This is a genomic window from Acinetobacter chinensis (assembly GCF_002165375.2).
GTDB lineage: Bacteria > Pseudomonadota > Gammaproteobacteria > Pseudomonadales > Moraxellaceae > Acinetobacter > Acinetobacter chinensis.
On sequence record NZ_CP032134.1, the window covers coordinates 3363690 to 3383697 of the forward strand.

Below are 20008 nucleotides of genomic sequence, written 5' to 3' on the forward strand. Positions count from 1 at the left end.
GCTAAGTTTGATAGAATAGCCGTTCAATCTGCCAAGGTGTAGCACCTGTGCGGGTCAGTTTCATAATTGGCTGTAATAACTGGAAAAATTTATGCTCGCTAAACGTATTATTCCTTGCCTGGACGTAGATAATGGTCGGGTGGTGAAAGGTGTTCAATTTCTTGATATCCGTGATGCAGGTGACCCTGTCGAAGTTGCCCGCCGCTACAATGAGCAGGGCGCAGACGAAATTACTTTCCTGGATATTACAGCGACTTCCAATGGCCGTGACACCACTTACCGTACCGTAGAACGTATGGCAGAGTCTGTTTTTGTACCTCTGACTGTCGGTGGCGGTGTCCGTAAAGTCGAAGATATCCGTCTGTTGCTCAATGCCGGTGCAGACAAAGTCAGCATCAACTCAGCCGCGGTCTTCAATCCTGAATTTGTTCAGGAAGCCTCTCAGCGTTTTGGCGCTCAATGTATTGTGGTCGCAATTGATGCGAAAAAAACCGCTGAAAATAAATGGGAAATTTTTACCCACGGCGGTCGTAAGACAACTGGAATTGATGCCATCGAATGGGCAGTAAAAATGGCTGATTTCGGTGCAGGCGAACTGTTGATCACCTCAATGGATGCCGATGGTACCAAAGCAGGTTACGACCTTGAGCTGATGCGTCAGATCAATGACCGTGTCACCATTCCAACTATTGCATCTGGTGGTGTAGGTAATTTACAGCACCTGGCAGATGGTATCTTAAAAGGTGGGGCAGATGCTGTACTGGCTGCATCCATTTTCCACTTCGGTCAGCACACGATCCCTGAAGCAAAAAAATACCTTGCTGAACAAGGAATTGAAATGCGCCTCTAAGGCTCAGTCACCTTTGACAAAGAGTATTCACTGCATGCTCTTTGTCATTTTAAAACAGTTTAAAAGTGCTTATCCAGGCGAAAAACAGCTCAGCTTTCAGATGATATATATTATTTTCAGTATTCATCCTGATCAAAAATGCTGAAATCCGCATCCGATATAAAAATTCAGGGTAAAAAAAAGGAGCCTTGAAGACTCCTTGAAACCGAAGAAACTACAGCACGTGGTTTAAAATCAAACAGAAATTATTACAGCTGAAATTCATATCAATATCTAACTGCCAAAGACTATATGTTAAAAAACATACAGGATATTGACATTTCACACCACAAAAGTTGACAAATCACGACATTTTCTTAAACACATGCCCTGTTCTGCCAACCCGTAGACATTATATCATTTTCAACCGCTGATCCTGTTTGATAGCTACGCTCAGGATGCCTCTTTCAGAAGAACAGGCTCCTTTCCAACCCATTTCGCTGGAAACAGACGGTTCACTGCTTTATTTAAAGCTGTCGCTGCAAAACCTGGTAAAGCGATCCCTAAAGGATTTTTTTCCTGTAAGGCAGCAGATGAAATGACACGGGTACCCATGACATAGTCAAACCATGGTTTTGTCACACACCAGTTTGCATCCTGATTTGAGTTCATATGATGATCATAATGCCATGGAATTTTTTTCATTGCCCATTCTGGTTCCAGGTGAGCACGGCGGTGAATGTAATAATAATTGCATGCACTGTAGACCGCTGCTGCTGCCATTCCCTTTGAAAAAGGGTAAAACACAAGACTTGCAGCACTTGCAACGACAGCCAGGGAAACGATCTCATTTTTTGTACGCCAGTTGGAAATCCCTTCCACATAACCGTGGTCACTGAAATCCGTCTTTCTGACTTCACGGTGATGTTCCCAGTGGGATTTCATACTGTCTGGCACTGGGCTGTAACGGGATTGTCCCGGGCGATGTGTACCATGTAAAATATATTTATGTGCAACCCACTCGAAGCCGTTTGCAACGACCAGGCCAGCAAGGAAACCTTTCCACATATGTTATTCCTCCATTTCTTTTATTTAAATATAATGGTGGTATAAAGGTAAATATTGACGACAACTCTGCAATTCATTGACAAATTGCGACAACAAAAAACAGATCAATATGCAAAAATTAAAGGACTACACAGGATCAGTTTACGGGGGACTTGGGCATTTACTGTATGCCTACTGTCAACAGAAAGGGATTCCTGTTTCAATAAAACTTCAGCAGGTTCAGAACCTTGAACGCTTTGACTTCAGTCTGTGGCGAAGTCTGCTGACCGATATGGATCAGCAGCTGCACCCCCCTGCCCTCGGTCTGGAAATTGCTGAATATGTCGAACCCAAACATCTGGGTATCATTGCCTATATTGCACTGTCCTGTGAAAGCCTCGGTGAAGCCCTCTACCGCTATCATGACTTTCACCGCCTGGTTTATGACGGTACGACATTACAGGTGGAAATACTCGAAGATCTGATTGCGATCCGCTGGGGCGAACTGCCTATTCACCTGACCACCCAGACCACTGATGAAATTGCCATTGCGCTGATGCTCCAGTTTCTGAAGCATTATATGGAATTTAATGATATTCACCTGCATGAAGTACATTTCCGTCATCCTGCACCTAAAAATCAAGGGCTGTATGAGCAGTACTTCCGATGCAAAGTCCGTTTTTCACAGCCCTATGCACAGGTTCTGCTGCCTGTTTCAGAACTGTCCAAACCGATCCGTCAGGGTGATCAGACCTTGCAGCACCTGCTGATGCAACAGGCTCAGGCTCTGCTGGATAAGCTACCCAACTCCACACAGATTGATCAGCGGTTACAGCAGGCTATTTTACTGGGTTTACAGAAGCATCAGTTTCAGATTGAACATATTGCCACCCAGCTGAATCTTTCGGTACGCCAGCTGCAAAGGCATCTACAGCAACAGGGTTCAACCTATCAGCAGCGTATGCAGGAAATCCGCTTCCTGCTGGCTAGACAATATTTACAGAATCCCCATTTAAGTCTGCACGAAATTGCTTTATTGCTTGGCTACTCAGAACAGAGTGCTTTCCAGCGCGCATTTAAACAATGGGCAAATCTGACACCTCAACAGTGGAGACTGCACAATCCTGAATGATTCACTGTCATGAAGGTGTCATGTCTGTTCATCATGTTTAGGTTGAGATTCTTCAGAATCTCCTTTAAAGATAATTTAAAGATTAAGAATGATCTTCATCATTAAAACAAAGTAACACAATAACAAATGGAGCAAACGATGAATAAATATTTAGCAGAACTGATCGGTACTTTCTGGCTGGTCTTTGGTGGTTGCGGCAGTGCCGTACTTGCCGCAGCATTCCCTGAACTTGGTATTGGCTTTGCAGGTGTAGCCCTGGCATTCGGTCTGACCGTCCTGACAGGTGCGTATGCGCTGGGTCATATCTCAGGTGGACACTTCAACCCGGCAGTCAGCATCGGGTTGTGGGTCGGTGGACGTTTCGATGCCAAAGACCTGGCACCCTATATCATCGTACAGGTGATTGGTGCAGCACTGGCAGCATTTGTACTGTATCTGATTGTTCAGGGACAAAGTGGTTTTGCAGGTACTGGCGGTTTTGCCAGTAATGGTTTTGGTGAATTATCTCCTGGTAAATACTCCCTGACTTCTGCCCTGGTCATTGAAATTGTACTGACTGCTGTTTTCCTGATCGTGATTATGGGGGCTACAGACAAACGCGCACCTGCCGGTTTTGCCCCGATTGCCATTGGTCTGGCACTGACTCTGATTCACCTGATCAGTATTCCTGTCACCAATACCTCAGTTAACCCTGCACGAAGCACAGGTGTCGCATTCTTTGCTGAAACAGCTGCTTTAAGTCAGTTATGGCTATTCTGGGTTGCACCGATTATTGGTGCAGTTATAGGTGCGATCATCTATAAAGTTGTCGGTGGTGAACAGCAGGACTGATTTCTGTCTGAATAAAAAAACCTGCATCAGCAGGTTTTTTTATTTTCTGTTTTTAAAGAAACGGATTTTCAATCTCACCCTCTACCCTGGTTTCCAGCGCTTCCGGTAAATCTGTCTGCTGCTCCAGTGCTGCAACAATTTCGTTCAGATAAGTCTGTAAGGCTTTTGCTGCCTGAAGTCCAGCCTGATCTTTTGTAATCTGTAAGTTTCCATAAATACTGACACGGTCTTCTGCATTTTCCAGGGTCAGATCATGAATGGCATGTGATTCATTGCCATGAATAAACGGTTTAAACATTCACTGATACTCACATCTTTTTGTTATATGAAGCATTATCCTAACTCAGCTGTTCTTATTTCAACAGCTGTAAAATGTACTGCAATAATGCCTCAACCAGCTGTTTCACAATCGCATCCTGTGCAGCTGAATCGATCGGTGCTGAAGTGGATGAAGTCGCCACAGATGATGATCTGAACTCCTTCTGCACTGCTTTCAACTGCTCCGCACTGATGTCTTCTGCACACTGGCTCTCAGCATCCCAGTGTGAATACACCAAGGGTTTAGCCGCTTTCACTGCATTTGCAGTCAGTGGCAATTTGTAAGTATTTCGCTTCTGTTCTTCCGTCAGTTGTGGAAACAGATTGATGCCCAGCTGTTCTTCCAGATAACAGACACTGACAATGCTGACCTGCTGTGAATTATCATTCGGTGCATAATAAGCCCCTATCGCGCCGGTTTTAGGCAGATACACCGCTTTATATACCGCTGTTGGAACAATCACCCCCTGACCAATGGTTTTCAGCTTTCTGCCTGAAAAAACCGGTCCAGTGACCACGTAAATATCCTGCTTTTGCTTCGTCACCAGAGCACGGGTGGCTTCTTCCAGTTCACGCCACACCTGCTGGTTATTCTTGGGTGCCTGCGGAACCATATTGGCAAGAGAAAAACTGTCATACTGTGCTTCAGTAACAGGCATGTCTGCATTGGGTGCCATATGTCCACGGTCATAGCCTGAACCACGGTAGTCCGAAAGCAGTGCCCTGTGCTCGGCACGCACTCTTTTTTCTTCATGAAAACTGTCTTCACGTGGAATTTTTTTACTCAGACGTTCAGGCGTTAATGCTTCGGCTACCCAGAGCGGTGTTTTGGACACACCTGAATACATGACATTAAACCCATTGAAACACAGTGGATATGCATTTTTCTGCAGACTGGTTTTATGCAGATACGGAGGTACATCCCGATAGAACTGATCCATACAGGCAGAATTTGAAGCAGAAGGCATAATGGCAGCCAGCTGGCTGATTTTTTCCTGCCCAAATGCAATTGCAAAGCTGCTTGCAGCAACCATCCCCAGAACAATTTTAACCAGTGTGTTATTCAGAAAAACTTTCCCGAATCCACCTGTAGAACCACGACTTTTTTTGCGAGCCATTCCAACACAACAGACATTCAGTAAAACGGGCTGAAGCTGCAAATCTGCATTTATCAACCCTGAAAACTTTCAGATCATCCCCACAAACCGCTTTATGACAAGCTCTGCGAATCCGTATCTGAAAAGGAATGAATGATTATGGCATGCCTGTTCAGCAGACTCGACCATAGAACGACATAATCTGTCGTTTATTCAGGCACTATGATCAATAAAACAACATTCACCCCGATCCATCTGAAAAACAGACGCTATCCATCCTGCGTAAACAAAAAAACCAGGTCCGAAGACCTGGTTTTTTATATCGAACGGAGATCAGATCTCAATCTGACTGCCCAGCTCAACCACTCTGTTTGGAGGAATCTGATAGAAATCACTGACAGGACTTGTATTTCGCTGCATGGAAATAAACAGTTTTTCCCGCCACGGCGACATCCCATCACCGACCGTATGAATCAGTCGATCCCGTGAAATAAAGAAGCTGATATGCATCATGTCATACGGAATATCCAGCTGTGCATAAGCCAGTTCCAGTGCGACAGGAATATTGGGCTGATCCTTAAATCCATAGTAAATAAATATCCGCTGAAATTTATCATCCAGCACTTCCACCCTGACCCGTTCCTGATCAGAAACATAAGGAACATCACGGGTAATAACAGTCACCAGAATATTACGTTCATGCAGCACCCGATTGTGCTTGATATTGTGCAGCATCGCATGTGGAACAATCTCTGGATTACCTGTCAGGAATACAGCCTCACCAGGAACAAAGATGGTTTCAGAACTCATACTGACACTTTTAATGAACAGATCCAGTGATAAGGAGTCTTTGGATAAACGGTTATAAACAATTTCCCGCCCATCTTTCCATGTCATTAAAATCGTAAATGCAATTGCACCGATCAGAATTGGCACCCATCCACCTGAAACAATTTTCAGCGACGTTGATGCAATAAAAATCAGATCAATCACCAGAAATGGAATAACAAACAGCGCCAGTTTCCATTTAGGCCAGCGCCAGAAACCATAAGCCAGCACTGCAATTAAAATCGTATCGCACAGCATGGTCATCGTGACCGCAACACCATAGGCACTTGCCAGATTGGCACTGTTCTGAAAAATCAGAATCAGCAGCAAAATAGAGATATACAGCACCCAGTTAATAAACGGCAGGTAAATCTGCCCCTGCTCCACATCTGAAGTGTGCTGAACACTTAAGCGTGGCAGATAACGCAGCTGGATTGCCTGATTTGCCATGGAAAATACGCCCGTGATCACTGCCTGTGAGGCAATCACGGCAGCTGCAGTCGCGAGCCCAATCATTGGATAAAGTGCCCATTCCGGTACCAGCAGATAGAATGGATTTTCCAGGGCACTTGCATCACGCAGTAACAAGGCACCCTGCCCTGCATAGTTCAGCAGCAGACAGGGCAACACAATAATGAACCACGCCATTTTAATCGGCATACGTCCAAAATGCCCCATATCTGCATACAGTGCCTCACCGCCCGTCATGGTCAGAATCACAGCACCCATGGTCAGGAATGCAACATAAGGCTGCTGCACAACGAAACTGATTGCCCAGTAAGGATTCAGCATGGAAAGAACATAAGGGGTCTGGATAATACTGTGCAGACCAATCAGACCTATCGAAATAAACCACGCCAGGGTAATGGGACCAAAAAATTTCCCCATCGTCCCCGTACCGTGACGCTGTACCAGAAACAGTCCAGTCAGAATACCGATTGCCAGTGGCATCAGCCACTGATTGAACATTGGCGTTGCAATGCTTAAGCCTTCAATGGCAGACATGACTGAAATCGCCGGAGTAATAATGCCGTCACCAAAAAACAGTGAAGCACCGATGAAACCCAGCGCAATCAGATAAATTTTTTTATTATCGGCAATCCGTGTTGTCCGCAGGTTTAATGCCAGCAGTGACATAATACCGCCTTCACCATTGTTGTCTGCTTTCATGATGACACTGACGTATTTAAAGCTGATGGTCAGCATCATGCACCAGACAATCAGAGACAGAATCCCCAGTACTGACGCTTCTGTAATGGCAAGATGTGCTGTCAGAAAACATTGACGAAGCGCATACAGCGGACTGGTCCCAATGTCTCCAAATACAACCCCTAGAGCTGCCAGGGTAATGACCGGCAGGGCTGCTTTTTTTGCAGTACTTTGCATATTTTGTCTTCGTTTTAGACACTGATTTTTCGCAATCATATCACTGAGAAAAAAGTTTTGCTCTAAATCTATGGTTTCTTCTTGGCAGAATGTTTTTTTTTGGGTATCATGCCCAGCGCATGGTGAGGTGTCCGAGTGGCTGAAGGAGCACGCCTGGAAAGTGTGTATACGTTTGCGCGTATCGAGGGTTCGAATCCCTCTCTCACCGCCAAGATTCAGTTCCACCTTATCCAGTGGAATTAAAAAGGCTTAAACTGTTATGGTTTAAGCCTTTTTTACGTCCTGTACATTCTGACTGCCCATTCTCGAGAGTCATTTCGGGGTATAAATGGGGGTAAAACAACCCGACTCCTTCCTCTTTAATACACGTAAACAGCAACAATTAAACAACCCGCCGCATTACAGTACTGAAAACATCTCAGCAGAGATAAAAAAATAAAGGACTGCAGCATACAATCCAAACAAAAACAGTTACATTCTGCATAAAAAAATCAGAACAGAAGTGTTCCAATTCCTGAATTCATCGTTTAGCATCAAATGACGATCCCTGTTTCATCCATAAAAAAACCAATAAACAACAAGGAGTAAATAAAAACAGTAAAACCTATCATCAGGATGCAATGTTCCGAACCTAAACTTAAGAAACAGCAGAACAGAATTCTGCGACCAAGCCAACAGAAGCACTTAAGACTCATAGAAACTGCTATTCGGGAGCGACAATGAATAACAGCATAAATTATGTAAAACAGGTCAAAAATGCTAAACGCGGTGGATATACCCCCACCATTGCCAAGGATGTAAATAAACACAAGGTTCAAAAAGCAATCCAGTTAATTGAAGAATGGAGAAAATTAGCCAGTGAGCTGAAACCCCAGTTACAATTTGATATGGCTTTTACCCTCGAAGAATGTGCCCAGGATCTGGATAAAATTCTGAGGAGCAAATAAATTTCACATAACAATACAATGATTTCAGAAAATTCATTTCAAAATTAAAACAAGATCACCCAGCATGAACTCAGGTTGAACCTGAGTTCATTTACTCCTGGATCGGTTCCAGAGACCATTCTGTTTCGTCTTATCAGAGTTAAGCAGCTCAAAGACAATCTTCAGGATCTGAACTTTAGTGGACAGATCTATATTTAGTTTTATCAAACTCATTAATCGGTTATTTTTTGGCTTGCATTGAGTCAGAGTTTCTGTAAAATGCACTCCACAATGCCGGCATAGCTCAGTTGGTAGAGCAACTGACTTGTAATCAGTAGGTCCACAGTTCGAATCCGTGTGCCGGCACCATATACTTAGCCTCACTTATTCAGTGGGGCTTTGTTGTTTTTAAGGGGTTTAAAAATTTAACTCAGTTTCTCATCCATCTTTATAAATATAAACAGTCAGATGTATTCTGCACAGACCTGAACATAACGCACCAGTCCATCCTTATACAGTTTTTTGCACAATCGGGCAGTCATCTGAATTTTAAAAATATCCAGTCGCGATCCAGCATTCTGCTGCTCCAGTTCCGTAGCGGTCTTTATTTTCTGGAAAATATAATCTGAAAAACCATGCAGTACAGGTTCAGACAGATCCTCAATCACAATCTGCCCATAACCATGCTGCTGCAATAACTGCGCTAAACCAGTCTGATCATATAAATATGCCAAACTGACATCAGCCGATTTCAGTAATGCCTGATATTGCAGTTTTTTTATGGTTGATGCGGTCTGCCAGTCATCTGACAACACCAGGCAATGAAAACCAATCCGTGCTTTTGAATTTAAAACAGCCGTGACTGATGTCAGAAATGAATTCAGATTGCAGTGATATGCCGCATCTATGCACATCACCGCATTAAATTTTCTGGGAAATGAAACAGAGTTTAAATTTAAAAAAGACTGATGGTGAATCGCGGTCAGTTGAGGCAGTTTTTCTTTGATACGAAGCACACACTGGTTCTGTAACTCAACTGCTTCCAGATCCTGAATCTGATAGTGCTCAAGCCAGTGCTGAAGACTTGCCCCCTGCCCACAGCCCAGATCAAGCAAACGGTCATCTGCTTTCAGCTGTATGGCTTGTGCCAGGTGATCTGTCAGCTGACGACAGGCTTGCGGATAGGAAGATGTTGCATCATTCCAGTATCCCAGGTTGGTCCAGGGCAGTTCAGCATTATCCCCAAGTGCCACCGCATTAATGGCATATTTGTGCTGAGGTAAAAACTGCTGAATTGCCTGTAACCATTTCATCTGATCAATAGCCGAGTTGCGGTGCAACCTCAACTTTAGGTTTTAAGCCTTTAAATGGCAATGGTGCACCAAAAATCTCTGCAATCTGCATTGCAGAAGTCACAGCAGACTCAAGAATCGGTAAACCATCACACGACCATGAACCACAGTAAAAGACCTTACGGTCTGCCATTTTATGGCGTTCCTGTAACTCTTTGTTCAGTGCAACGGTCTGCATATCCACAACTGCACGAGTCAGTGTCACAGTGGAAATCACTTTCTTCGGATCAATTTCAGTCACCGGACGCCATGTCTGAAAAACTGGGGATTTTCCAACCAGGCTCGGTTCAATCGAGTTCAGCCATACTGTAAACTGCTGACGGGTAAATTTACGGTCCATCATATAACTGAGCACAGCCCAGTCTTTACGCTTAGGCGGCATCACTGTAGGGTCAGTATGAATCACCAGATCACCCTGCTCAAATTTAAACTGTCTGAGCAAAGCTATGTCATCTGCAAACTGTTCGGCATCGAGGAATTCTTCAACTTTTGTTGTTGGTGTCGCAACGATCACCCGATCAAAGACAAATTTTTCATCTGCTGAATTTAAGATCTCTACCTTTTCGCCCTCAGTTCTGACTGAAGTAATGGCAGAACCACTGTAAATATCAATGCCATTGATCAAGCCATCAACCAGTGCAGAAGTTCCACCCTGAATTCTTAATAAGGCATCGCCATCTGTCAGCTGACGCAGAAATGTCAGTAACGGTTTCGCTGGCCATTCACCGATGGTTTTCGGGTTACAGGTACAGATGGTGTACAGCACCGGCATAACAGCACCATGCCAGAACACTTCTTCAATGTCGTTTTTATTGATGAAATCTGCCAGCGTCATGTCCTGCTGATCAGATTTAAAAAACTGATGTATTGCGGTTTTCAGCTGCAGCATTCCTTTCACCAGCCGCCATCCGTACTGCTGGATTCCTTTACGGTTATTGATGATCGGTAAGTTACCGATCCGGCTGCGCGATGTGGTCAGCCAGGTTTCCGTTTTATCTTCAAACAACCAGCTGCAAGCCATATATGTCCGCACAGGAAATGCCTTAATTCCCAGGTAAGCTGCGAGACTGAGCGTATTTTTCCACAGATGGGGGTTCATTACCCTTAGAGGGGCATCAATCAGACCACCTTCAAACTCAGTACTGTGACTGTCCATCCCCCGACCAGGCAAAGCCTCAAAAATTTTAATGTTATGCCCTGCATCCTTGAGAATTCTTGCGGTAGCCAGCCCAGCCATGCCACTACCAATGACTGCAATTTCCAAAGTAATTATCCATCAGTTATACACTGCCCGAAATTATGTACCAGGCGCAGGCAAAACAGGCTATTAAAAAATGCCAGATTCAGGCTGTTTACAATTGTCCATCAATAGCAGAATATTTTTAAAATTTACAAAACTTTACACTTCTTGATGGCGACTTTAACTCTAAGTATTTGTTTGAATTTTTAGTTATTTTTCCAAAAAATCCTTTAAAAAAGCAAAAATAAGTTGAACCTCTGTCAGTAAACCCATTTACAAAACAATAAGTCGACACTAAGATACGATTCAACAAAAACGATAACTGTGTCACAAAAATTATTTCAAAGAACGCAGTTAAAACAGGTAACTACAGCGCAAAAAAAAGCCAGAAAAAAACTAAGCCCCCGAAAGGGGGCTTTTTTTTATTTACATCATTTAAATTGCAGTTTCGATCATTTTATGTACTGACCGGAATTGCACCAAATTTGCCGTTGTTGAAATCATGGAATGCCTGGATGATTTCATCACGGGTATTCATGACAAACGGACCATGCCCCTGAATCGGTTCATTCAGTGGTTTACCTGTCAGGACCAGAAATTTTGCATCCTGAGCAGCTTCCAGCTGAATGGTGGATTCACCATCCTGGGCAAACATCACAATCGAATGATCGAGCACTTTCTGAGTACCATTCAGCAACATTTCACCTGCAAGCACCACCACCAGGGTGTTGTGATCCACAGGGACATGAATATGCTCCACATGACCGGCTTTCAGTTCACCATCCCATACATTGACCGGACTGAAAGTTGAAGCAGGACCTGCATGTTCAGCAAATTTTCCTGCAATGACACGGATATGCCCTGCACCGTCTTCAAATTCAATACGTGGAATATTCTGCGACTCAATCGCCTGATATTTTGGAGCCGTCATTTTGTCTGCGGCAGGTAAATTCATCCACAGCTGCACCATTTCAAACAGACCACCTTGTGCCGCAAAAGCAGGGGAATGAAATTCTTCATGCACCAGTCCTGCACCCGCAGTCATCCACTGCACATCACCCGTCTGGATGGTACCACCACCGCCTGCCGAATCTTTATGAGTCACTTCACCGCTGTAAGCAATGGTCACTGTTTCAAAGCCACGGTGAGGATGTGAACCCACACCATGCTGAGCTGTGGTCGGATCAAAATGATACGGTGCTGCATAATCCAGCAATAAAAATGGGCTGATTGCCTGTCCAAGACGGTCATAGGAAAACAGATTTTTTACAGGAAAACCGTCACCTACCCAATGCATATGCTGATTGCGGTACACGCCAGTAATTTTTTTCATTGCAATTCTCCTACCAGGGTCAGACAGCAGCCATACTGGATATCTGCGTATTGACCATTGGATTTAACATGCGTCTATTTTAGTGCTTACTGGACGCATATACAGTACTCAGAACAGTATTCAGCTTCCTGTAAACAGGACAATATTAAAATACACCACAAAAACAGGATCAAAAGTTATTTAAAAGAATTATTTAGCCACTTATTCCTATTTTCAGGATTATTTGTCCTATTCAGCTGTCTTCATTACGACTTTTCTTCTGTTTATGATGAATTCATCAACTTTTATATAACCTGTAAATACAAAAAGGAAAGATCAACATGGGTACTCCATATAAACGTCTCGATAAAGATAATGCAGCTGTTTTACTGGTCGATCATCAGACCGGTTTACTGTCTCTGGTTCGTGATATTGACCCAGATAAATTCAAAAATAACGTCCTCGCCGTCGCCGCTGCTGCAAAATATTTTAATTTGCCGACCATTTTAACCACCAGTTTTGAAAACGGTCCAAATGGTCCGCTGGTTCCAGAACTCAAAGAAATGTTCCCTGATGCACCGTTTATTGCCCGTCCAGGTCAGATCAATGCATGGGACAATGAAGACTTCGTCAAAGCGGTCAAAGCAACCGGTAAAAAACAGCTGATTATTGCGGGTGTCGTGACTGAAGTCTGTGTGGCTTTCCCTGCACTGTCCGCGCTTGAAGAAGATTTTGAAGTGTTTGTTCTGACAGATGCTTCGGGAACCTTCAACGAGCTGACCCGTGATTCTGCACTGAACCGGATGTCCAGCGCCGGTGCTCAGCTGATGACATGGTTTGGTATGGCATGTGAGTTACACCGTGACTGGCGTAATGATGTTGAAGGTCTGGGAACCTTATTTTCCAATCATATTCCCGACTACCGCAACCTGATCAACAGCTATAATTTCAATACATCCAAATAACAGATGTTTTGATCTGATGGGCAATATCCTGAGCTTACAGGGTATTGCCCTTTTTTATGTAAATTTCAGGATGATGTAACGCAAACCGAAACTCAGTTATGATCATCACAGTTCTACTGCTTCGGGATTTTCATGCATTCTTTTGATGATTATTATTATTTCTACCTTGTGGTCAAACATGGTGGCTTCAGTACAGCAAGTGAAGCCAGCGGCATCACCAAGTCCAAACTCAGTCGCCGTATTCTGGATATGGAAACCCGATTCAACATCAGTCTGATTCAACGCTCCACCCGCCATTTTAAAGTGACCCCACTTGGACAGGAATTTTTTGAGGAATGCAGCAAAGTCATTGCTCAGGTCGAATGTGCCGAAAATGTCCTGCTGAGGCAGAAAAGTGAACCTCAGGGACTGATCAAAATCAGCTGTCCATCGGTCATGATGCATTTTCAGATTCGCAACCTACTGAATCAGTTTTTAAAAGATTATCCTAAAGTACAAATTGAACTGGAGCTGACCAGCCGTCGGGTTGATCTGATTCATGATGATATAGATCTGGCAATCCGTACCAGTTTTCAGGGCAATGAAGATTCCAATCTGATTGTACGTGATGTGATTAAAACCACGCACTGCCTGGTGGCAAGCCCTGCACTGCTGCAACAGCAGACCATTGAACATTTTTCAGAACTGCATCATTTTCCAAGCATTGTGCTGGGGACACAGAAACAGCAGTATGTATGGCTGCTCAATAACCTGCAGCACAATGAAAAGATCGAAATTCCACTGACTCCACGGGTGAAATGCAATGATCTTGCAGGGGTGTATTATGCAGTGAAAGATGGACTTGGAATTGCAGATCTGCCTTATCTGACAGTGCATGAGGATATCCGTTCAGGGAAACTGATTCATATACTGCCCGAATGGTGCTCCAATATCGGAACCGTTCAGCTTGTTTATGCATCCCGTAAAGGACAGCGTCTGGTGATGGAGAAACTGATTGATACGCTGATGACAGGACTGCGTGAAATGGCAGAACAATATGAAGGGTATCACCTCTGATCATACTCATTTATAGCTGATGCTGTTTATCCGCCTTAAAGCGGATACCACCTTCGATATAGTCTTTTAAATATCTGCCGATCAGTTTCGGGTCTTTGACCGTCGTCGGCCAGAAATGCTCCAGACCAATATCACTGATCACATTTAAAATAATGTTAAAAGTAAACAGCACTTTTAAGGAAACTGCATCGGGTTCTGCATCAGGCATAGCTTTCTGTAAAAGTTTAACCGCAGCCTCAGAAATGGGAACTAAAGTTTTTGCAACCAGAACCCGCCCTTCATCTCCTGCACTGATGGTTTTAGAAAAGAATTTCAGATGCAGAATGCCATGATCCTTTTGCAGAATTTTCACCATCGGTTTCATCATGGCATCCACAACATCAGACACTTGAACCTGTTCAGGGTCAATGGCTTCCAGCAGTGCCAGACTGTCTGTCACATAGGAATGCATCACAAAATCCAGCGCAGCTTCAACCAGTCCCCATTTGGACTGAAAGTGATAATACAGTGCTGATTTATTGGCAACGCCTGCTGTCTCATTGATTTTCTGCACCGACAGTGTTTCGATATTGTTCTGAGAAAACAGAATAATTGCGGCTTCGATTAGCTTGTCTTTGGTCTGCTGACTCATTCGGTGTCCATTCTTTTGTGCATCATCTTTTTACTTTTCAAAAATTCAGCTTTCTATGAAAGACTGCCCTGATCCATCTTAATTTTCATTTTTCAGTATTATAGAAAAAATCAGGTGAATCAATGCAGTTCATTATAAAAAGAAACGTACTTCAGAAACACATTGGTATAAAAAATAAACCAGCTCATATTTCAGAACTGGTTTATGCGGGAGCAAACGGGATTAATTACAACCTTTTGCTTCAAAGTCTTCTTTGGATGTGTATTTCATATCTGGCAGATAATCACCCATCACAGTTTTTTCCTCACCCCATGCTTTCACATTCTGTACAGCCTGCTTAAACTCAGGGTCTGGTAACAGGTTACGCATGATAAAGATGCCTAAATCACCATGTCCAACTGCTTTTCCATCTTCTCCCATATAGCCTGAACCACGAGGACTGAGCTGTAGATAGTTCACACCGCATGCTTCAGTTGCATTGGCTGGACGGTCTTCAGGTAATGAAGCCACAATGGTATAGAAACCGTCTTTATCGACATTTTTGATCTGTTCGTCATACAGACAGTAATTGGTTGCTGTCGTGATCAGTTCATTACTGCAGATCGACCAGTAGCGCACATCTGTTTTTTCAAACAGCGGATCATTGTTCAGGGTTTTCACTGTTGGCGGCAGTTTGCCACGCAGTTCCATCACTTTACCTAAACGACGGCTGGTCATGGCAAATACATATTCATTGTCAGGAGTCGCCCAGTAATTCAGTTTTGGAGTAACAGGCTGACCTTCACATTTATCAATTGGTTTTTTGGTCACTGGATCAAATTTATAAATACATTTGATGTTGTCCACGCCACTGAATGCCTTATACCAGGTTGGAATCTGCTGAGCCGGGAAGCCTTCATGCAGTTGTTGATTAAACAGTGCCAGTGAAGTTGCTTCTGAAATGGTCGTGGTTTTCTGAATAGGTGTCCGTTTAACCTGGAGTACATTACATGCATCGTTACCTGTTTTTACCTCTCCATTTGCCAGCTGCACTTTAAAACGTGGGAAACTGGCATTGCCCTTTTCATCCATGTTTTTATTCGGAACATAGACACGATAAAGCATCGCAACTTTATTACCCTCAGTTTTTGGAGCGTATAAAGTATTTTCAACAGGATTTTCTGGTAACTCACCCAGTTCCAGTTGAGCGGTATAGGAACGACTTTTATCCAGTCGTTTATTGCCTGGAATGAATGGATTCACAGAGCCTTTATTCGGTGCAATGGTCGAATCCAGCAGTGAATTTACTCTAAGTCCTTCAGCGGTATAACTCACCAGTGAAAAATGGCGTGAATATGGATAATCACCATCAATCGTGACTTTCGCACCTTCCGGTACAGCAAATTCCGAAGACCAGTAATTCACATTCGAATCAGGGAAAGCAATATTCAGAGGATCTTCGCCTGTACCTGATTTACTGCTGAATGAGTTTTGCCACATACAGTCTGTCAGAGCCGATGGCTGCTCAGGCTGAACCGTCACTGTGGAATTATCATCACTTCCACCACCACATGCAGTTAAACCCACAGAAGTTAAAACAGCGGTCAGCACTATATTTAATTTAAATGTATTTTTCATTTTCCTTTATCCATATCAGTCGCATTGTAAAACTTTGCGAACAAATTGCTCCTTTTATTCAAAACTTCCCTGTTTTGAATATTTAATCCAATTGGATTAAATTTATATTAATCCAAATAGATTAATTTGCAACCATCATTTTAAACTGCTCTGTTCAATGCTGGTTTTCATTCAAAAAACATTCACCAAAACAAAAAATCAGACACGAGGTCTGATTTTTTTGTACAGCATTTAAGGATGAACAATACGGTTCTAACTTAGATTTTACCGATCAGATCAATGGATGGCGCAAGTGTTGCATCGCCTTCTTTCCATTTTGCAGGGCAAACTTCACCTGGATGTGCATGGACATACTGTGCAGCTTTAACCTTACGCAGCAGTTCCTGTGCATCGCGACCAATACCACCTGCATTGATTTCAATGATCTGGATTTTACCTTCTGGGTCAATCACGAAAGTTCCACGATCAGCCAAACCATCAGCTTCGATCAATACTTCAAAGTTTTTTGCCAGTGTCCAGGTTGGATCACCGACCATGGTGTACTGAATTTTTTTGATTTCATCAGAACTGTCATGCCATGCTTTATGAGTGAAATGTGTATCCGTAGATACCGAGTAAATCTCTACGCCCATTTTCTGAAATTCAGCATAGTTATCTGCAAGATCGCCTAATTCAGTTGGACAAACAAATGTAAAATCAGCAGGATAGAAAAAAACAACTGACCATTTACCCGTCATGTCTTTTTCAGACACTTCGATAAATTCACCATTTTTATACGCTGTTGCATTAAACGGTTTAACTTCAGTATTGATTAAACTCATCTGGTATTCCTTCAATTCGTTTCGGGGATTGCTTATCTGTGAAACTAGAATACGAAACTCTTTAAAATAGGTAAAACAGTAGTTTTTTATAAAATTAATCGAAAAAATAGATTTATAAATTCTTTTAACTTCTGATCATTCATTGAATACACCGATCAATCAACTCAGCTGAATTACGATAAAATTAACTAAACCTGACTAAACTTAGCCACGCTGAATCTGCTAATTTAGCTTTATAATCCTGTGGTGAAGTTTTAACCTGATGCGATAACCATGCGCGACAATAACTCTCTGTCGCACCAATCACTAAGGACAGCAACAACTCATGTGGAATATTTTGAATCACCTGTTGGTCATGAAACTTTTGAACCATATTCATTAAATAATGATTACGTTGCTGATTCTGCAGCTTTAATTCAGTTGTATTGTCCTGACGTTTTACCATCGCACTCGATAGATATAAAAACCGCGCAAAATCAGGAAAATCCGTCACCCAGTCAATATAACTATGCACAATGGCTTTAATCGCATCCTCTAAGGATTGGACTTCCAATAGAGCCTGTTCACGGCGCTCAGCCTGATCCTGTAAAGCTGTCAGATATAAGCTCCGGACAATGCCTTCTTTATTTTTAAAATGGTGATAAATCGCACCGACACTGGTTTCTGCACGTTCACGGATCATTTCGATATTGGTCGTTTCAATGCCATGGTTTAAAAAACAATCCAGTGCTTCATTCAAAATAATACGCTTTAATTCAGCACGACGACCACTGTAGATTCGTTCTAATAACACCAGATTATTCATCGCCAAACTCACATATTTTCGCCCATCAATGCCTTCGATTGACTCTTATATACAAAGAACCTGATTCCCCAGCCAATAACAGAATATTATTCTGTATTAGAATTATATTCTGATTTATTCAAACAGGAAAGAACAATGAGCCAGGCATTAAAATTATGGAACAGTTTTAAAAATAAACCTGCTGGGAAATGGACATTTTCAAAATTAATCTGTCTGAAAGCACCTTACTTCAGCAGCATTTCGCCTGTCTTTGAACAGCTGAAAGAAAGTTATTGTGAAATAAAAATAAAAAAACACCGCGCTGTGCTGAATCACATTGGAACGGTGCATGCGATTGCGATGTGTAATATGGCGGAACTCGCAGGCGGAACCATGACCGATGCAACCGTGCCATCATCACATCGCTGGATTCCAAAAGGCATGACCGTGGAATATTTAAAGAAAGCTGAAACGGATCTGACTGCGATTGCCACGCCTGTAAATGCTGATTTTCAGTGGTCAGAAGGCAGTGATTATCTGGTCAATGTTGATGTCAAAGATACAGCAAATGAAACCGTGTTTAGAGCCGTGATTACAATGTGGGTGTCGGCGAAAAAATGATTATGCAAATCCCTTTTTTAATAAAGGGGATTTTCCTCATACCGTTTTATTTTGATATTAGCCAATGCTCTGGAAATATTACAGACCTTGGCTCCAGTATCACATTTGAATGTTCTTTCAGCTTTAGTTCTATTTTATTAATTTCATTTAAATATTCTAAATATTTAAATTGAAAGCTGTACCTTTTATCTGCATGTTCGAATACCCATAAAATCCGATCTTTTTCATGAACGATATTTATTCCTTTCCAACCTCCATCATCAGCAGTGCCACATGCGCAAGTAAATATTAAATAACGTCCACTTTTTTTAAGGATCGCTTTAACTCATCCCAAACAACAAGCCCTGCTTCAAAATTCTGACTGGAACATAAATCCTGGTTATCTATCAGTAATTTTAAAAAAGCACAGTTTGTGAATGTAATACCTTCTATTTCAATAGCCACATGATCAGGTATAAACTCGAGTTCCAAACGAAAATTATTCATCACTGATGACTTTATCCATTTTTATTTTCTCTTTTCATTCTTTATCCAATAAAAAACCCTCTGCTTCCGCAAAGGGTTGAGTGACCACTGTCTTTTAATCAGAACGGTAGATCATCATCTAAATCAGCAGGTGCTGCGGCTGGAGCTGCAGGTGCTTTAGGTGCAAAACCACTTGGGTTATTGTTGGCATAACCAGACTGAGGTGCCTGACCGCCCTGATTGCCATAACCACCCTGGTTGTTTCCACCCTGATTTCCATAACCACCCTGCTGGTTATTGTTATAACCACCCTGACTGTTATTGTTGAAACGCGGCTGTTCAAAGCCCTGACCCTGCTCACTCTGCTGGCGGTTGCTGTCCAGCATCTGCATCTGGTCACCACGGATTTCAGTGGTATAGCGTTCCTGTCCATTCTGGTCTGTCCACTGACGGGTACGCAGTGAACCTTCAATATAAACTTTTGAACCTTTACGCAGATACTGCTGTGCAATTTCGCCTAAACGGTTATGCAATACAATGCGGTGCCATTCTGTCTGTTCTTTACGTTCGCCTGAGTTTTTATCTACCCAGGAATCGCTAGTTGCGATAGAAAACTGAGTGAGTGAGCCCCCGTTTGGGAATGTTTTCGTTTCAGGATCTTTACCTAAAGTACCCACTAAAATAACTTTATTTACACCACGCATCAGACGTATTCTTCCTGTATGTTTCTATTATTTACTTTATAAGAGT

General features: G+C 42.7%; 20 protein-coding genes and 2 tRNA genes. 9 read left to right on the plus strand and 13 right to left on the minus strand.

The window, feature by feature from the left end:
* Positions 1-91: 91 nt before the first annotated feature.
* Positions 92-850 (plus strand): imidazole glycerol phosphate synthase subunit HisF, encoded by a 759-nt coding sequence (gene hisF / locus CDG60_RS17010; protein ID WP_087512082.1) that lies wholly within the window; start codon positions 92-94, stop codon positions 848-850.
* A 432-nt stretch (positions 851-1282) separates the two neighbouring features.
* Here hisF and CDG60_RS17015 read toward each other — a convergent pair whose 3' ends face one another.
* On the minus strand, positions 1283-1897 hold the full coding sequence (locus tag CDG60_RS17015) for a sterol desaturase family protein (RefSeq protein ID WP_087512081.1): 615 nt from the start codon (positions 1895-1897) through the stop codon (positions 1283-1285).
* Positions 1898-2006: 109 nt separating this feature from the next.
* On the opposite strand from CDG60_RS17015, the gene CDG60_RS17020 reads away from it, so the two are divergent.
* Both CDG60_RS17020 and aqpZ read left to right on the plus strand, forming a co-directional pair.
* Positions 2007-3008 carry an AraC family transcriptional regulator gene (locus CDG60_RS17020; RefSeq protein ID WP_087512080.1) on the plus strand — a complete coding sequence of 334 codons (1002 nt, stop codon included), beginning with the start codon at positions 2007-2009 and terminating at the stop codon, positions 3006-3008.
* A 138-nt stretch (positions 3009-3146) separates the two neighbouring features.
* Entirely contained in the window at positions 3147-3839 is a 693-nt protein-coding gene (aqpZ, locus tag CDG60_RS17025; RefSeq protein ID WP_087512079.1) for an aquaporin Z, read from the plus strand.
* Between the two features lie 52 nt (positions 3840-3891).
* On the opposite strand, the gene CDG60_RS17030 is transcribed toward aqpZ, so the two are convergent.
* The 3 genes from CDG60_RS17030 to CDG60_RS17040 form a co-directional block, all read right to left on the minus strand.
* Complete coding sequence (locus tag CDG60_RS17030; RefSeq protein ID WP_087512078.1) at positions 3892-4137, minus strand: hypothetical protein; 246 nt, start codon at positions 4135-4137, stop codon at positions 3892-3894.
* Between the two features lie 55 nt (positions 4138-4192).
* A complete protein-coding gene (locus CDG60_RS17035) occupies positions 4193-5275 on the minus strand; it encodes a DNA/RNA non-specific endonuclease (RefSeq protein ID WP_087512201.1) in 1083 nt (360 codons plus the stop codon).
* 312 nt (positions 5276-5587) lie between these two features.
* A complete protein-coding gene (locus CDG60_RS17040) occupies positions 5588-7468 on the minus strand; it encodes a potassium transporter Kup (protein WP_087512077.1) in 1881 nt (626 codons plus the stop codon).
* A gap of 121 nt (positions 7469-7589) precedes the next feature.
* On the opposite strand from CDG60_RS17040, the gene CDG60_RS17045 reads away from it, so the two are divergent.
* The 3 genes from CDG60_RS17045 (at position 7590) to CDG60_RS17055 (ending at position 8763) form a co-directional block, all read left to right on the plus strand.
* A tRNA-Ser gene (locus tag CDG60_RS17045) sits at positions 7590-7679 on the plus strand.
* Between the two features lie 508 nt (positions 7680-8187).
* Complete coding sequence (locus CDG60_RS17050) at positions 8188-8415, plus strand: hypothetical protein (protein ID WP_087512076.1); 228 nt, start codon at positions 8188-8190, stop codon at positions 8413-8415.
* A 272-nt stretch (positions 8416-8687) separates the two neighbouring features.
* Positions 8688-8763 (plus strand) — tRNA-Thr (locus tag CDG60_RS17055).
* A gap of 95 nt (positions 8764-8858) precedes the next feature.
* Here the strand turns inward: CDG60_RS17055 and CDG60_RS17060 are convergent.
* The 3 genes from CDG60_RS17060 to CDG60_RS17070 all read right to left on the minus strand — a co-directional run bounded on the left by CDG60_RS17060 (position 8859) and on the right by CDG60_RS17070 (position 12319).
* Positions 8859-9707 carry an SAM-dependent methyltransferase gene (locus CDG60_RS17060; protein WP_087512075.1) on the minus strand — a complete coding sequence of 283 codons (849 nt, stop codon included), beginning with the start codon at positions 9705-9707 and terminating at the stop codon, positions 8859-8861.
* Positions 9708-9711: 4 nt separating this feature from the next.
* Positions 9712-11010, minus strand: coding sequence for an FAD-dependent oxidoreductase (locus CDG60_RS17065; protein ID WP_118847342.1), 1299 nt, complete (start codon positions 11008-11010; stop codon positions 9712-9714).
* Between the two features lie 433 nt (positions 11011-11443).
* Positions 11444-12319 (minus strand): pirin family protein, encoded by an 876-nt coding sequence (locus tag CDG60_RS17070; RefSeq protein ID WP_087512074.1) that lies wholly within the window; start codon positions 12317-12319, stop codon positions 11444-11446.
* 320 nt (positions 12320-12639) lie between these two features.
* Between CDG60_RS17070 and ycaC the strand changes: the two genes are divergently transcribed.
* Positions 12640-13263, plus strand: coding sequence for an isochorismate family cysteine hydrolase YcaC (ycaC, locus tag CDG60_RS17075; RefSeq protein WP_087512073.1), 624 nt, complete (start codon positions 12640-12642; stop codon positions 13261-13263).
* Between the two features lie 132 nt (positions 13264-13395).
* The gene (locus CDG60_RS17080; RefSeq protein WP_087512072.1) at positions 13396-14319 is read left to right on the plus strand and encodes a LysR substrate-binding domain-containing protein; all 924 of its coding nucleotides are present in this window, start codon (positions 13396-13398) and stop codon (positions 14317-14319) included.
* A 10-nt stretch (positions 14320-14329) separates the two neighbouring features.
* Here the strand turns inward: CDG60_RS17080 and CDG60_RS17085 are convergent, their stop codons facing one another.
* The 4 genes from CDG60_RS17085 to CDG60_RS17100 all read right to left on the minus strand — a co-directional run bounded on the left by CDG60_RS17085 (position 14330) and on the right by CDG60_RS17100 (position 18193).
* The gene (locus tag CDG60_RS17085) at positions 14330-14950 is read right to left on the minus strand and encodes a TetR/AcrR family transcriptional regulator (RefSeq protein ID WP_087512071.1); all 621 of its coding nucleotides are present in this window, start codon (positions 14948-14950) and stop codon (positions 14330-14332) included.
* Positions 14951-15172: 222 nt separating this feature from the next.
* Positions 15173-16567 (minus strand): hypothetical protein, encoded by a 1395-nt coding sequence (locus tag CDG60_RS17090; RefSeq protein WP_087512070.1) that lies wholly within the window; start codon positions 16565-16567, stop codon positions 15173-15175.
* A 257-nt stretch (positions 16568-16824) separates the two neighbouring features.
* The gene (gene ahpC, locus CDG60_RS17095) at positions 16825-17388 is read right to left on the minus strand and encodes an alkyl hydroperoxide reductase subunit C (protein WP_087512069.1); all 564 of its coding nucleotides are present in this window, start codon (positions 17386-17388) and stop codon (positions 16825-16827) included.
* 184 nt (positions 17389-17572) lie between these two features.
* On the minus strand, positions 17573-18193 hold the full coding sequence (locus tag CDG60_RS17100) for a TetR/AcrR family transcriptional regulator (protein WP_087512068.1): 621 nt from the start codon (positions 18191-18193) through the stop codon (positions 17573-17575).
* 135 nt (positions 18194-18328) lie between these two features.
* On the opposite strand from CDG60_RS17100, the gene CDG60_RS17105 reads away from it, so the two are divergent.
* A complete protein-coding gene (locus CDG60_RS17105) occupies positions 18329-18793 on the plus strand; it encodes a hotdog fold domain-containing protein (RefSeq protein ID WP_087512067.1) in 465 nt (154 codons plus the stop codon).
* A 288-nt stretch (positions 18794-19081) separates the two neighbouring features.
* Here CDG60_RS17105 and CDG60_RS17110 read toward each other — a convergent pair whose 3' ends face one another.
* The gene (locus CDG60_RS17110; protein WP_087512066.1) at positions 19082-19279 is read right to left on the minus strand and encodes a hypothetical protein; all 198 of its coding nucleotides are present in this window, start codon (positions 19277-19279) and stop codon (positions 19082-19084) included.
* Positions 19280-19377: 98 nt separating this feature from the next.
* Positions 19378-19962, minus strand: coding sequence for a single-stranded DNA-binding protein (locus tag CDG60_RS17115; protein ID WP_087512065.1), 585 nt, complete (start codon positions 19960-19962; stop codon positions 19378-19380).
* Positions 19963-20008: the final 46 nt, after the last annotated feature.

Bases quoted from the DNA above. Each gene is read 5' to 3' on its own strand.
- CDG60_RS17030 (WP_087512078.1), bottom strand. From the start codon at position 4,137: ATGTTTAAACCGTTTATTCATGGCAATGAATCACATGCCATTCATGAT.
- CDG60_RS17020 (WP_087512080.1), top strand. From the start codon at position 2,007: ATGCAAAAATTAAAGGACTACACAGGATCAGTTTACGGGGGACTTGGG.
- CDG60_RS17105 (WP_087512067.1), top strand. From the start codon at position 18,329: ATGAGCCAGGCATTAAAATTATGGAACAGTTTTAAAAATAAACCTGCT.
- CDG60_RS17015 (WP_087512081.1), bottom strand. From the start codon at position 1,897: ATGTGGAAAGGTTTCCTTGCTGGCCTGGTCGTTGCAAACGGCTTCGAG.
- CDG60_RS17050 (WP_087512076.1), top strand. From the start codon at position 8,188: ATGAATAACAGCATAAATTATGTAAAACAGGTCAAAAATGCTAAACGC.
- CDG60_RS17070 (WP_087512074.1), bottom strand. From the start codon at position 12,319: ATGAAAAAAATTACTGGCGTGTACCGCAATCAGCATATGCATTGGGTA.
- CDG60_RS17100 (WP_087512068.1), bottom strand. From the start codon at position 18,193: ATGAATAATCTGGTGTTATTAGAACGAATCTACAGTGGTCGTCGTGCT.
- ahpC (WP_087512069.1), bottom strand. From the start codon at position 17,388: ATGAGTTTAATCAATACTGAAGTTAAACCGTTTAATGCAACAGCGTAT.
- CDG60_RS17110 (WP_087512066.1), bottom strand. From the start codon at position 19,279: ATGAATAATTTTCGTTTGGAACTCGAGTTTATACCTGATCATGTGGCT.
- CDG60_RS17080 (WP_087512072.1), top strand. From the start codon at position 13,396: ATGCATTCTTTTGATGATTATTATTATTTCTACCTTGTGGTCAAACAT.
- CDG60_RS17035 (WP_087512201.1), bottom strand. From the start codon at position 5,275: ATGGCTCGCAAAAAAAGTCGTGGTTCTACAGGTGGATTCGGGAAAGTT.
- CDG60_RS17085 (WP_087512071.1), bottom strand. From the start codon at position 14,950: ATGAGTCAGCAGACCAAAGACAAGCTAATCGAAGCCGCAATTATTCTG.
- hisF (WP_087512082.1), top strand. From the start codon at position 92: ATGCTCGCTAAACGTATTATTCCTTGCCTGGACGTAGATAATGGTCGG.
- CDG60_RS17060 (WP_087512075.1), bottom strand. From the start codon at position 9,707: ATGAAATGGTTACAGGCAATTCAGCAGTTTTTACCTCAGCACAAATAT.
- aqpZ (WP_087512079.1), top strand. From the start codon at position 3,147: ATGAATAAATATTTAGCAGAACTGATCGGTACTTTCTGGCTGGTCTTT.
- CDG60_RS17115 (WP_087512065.1), bottom strand. From the start codon at position 19,962: ATGCGTGGTGTAAATAAAGTTATTTTAGTGGGTACTTTAGGTAAAGAT.
- CDG60_RS17090 (WP_087512070.1), bottom strand. From the start codon at position 16,567: ATGAAAAATACATTTAAATTAAATATAGTGCTGACCGCTGTTTTAACT.
- ycaC (WP_087512073.1), top strand. From the start codon at position 12,640: ATGGGTACTCCATATAAACGTCTCGATAAAGATAATGCAGCTGTTTTA.
- CDG60_RS17040 (WP_087512077.1), bottom strand. From the start codon at position 7,468: ATGCAAAGTACTGCAAAAAAAGCAGCCCTGCCGGTCATTACCCTGGCA.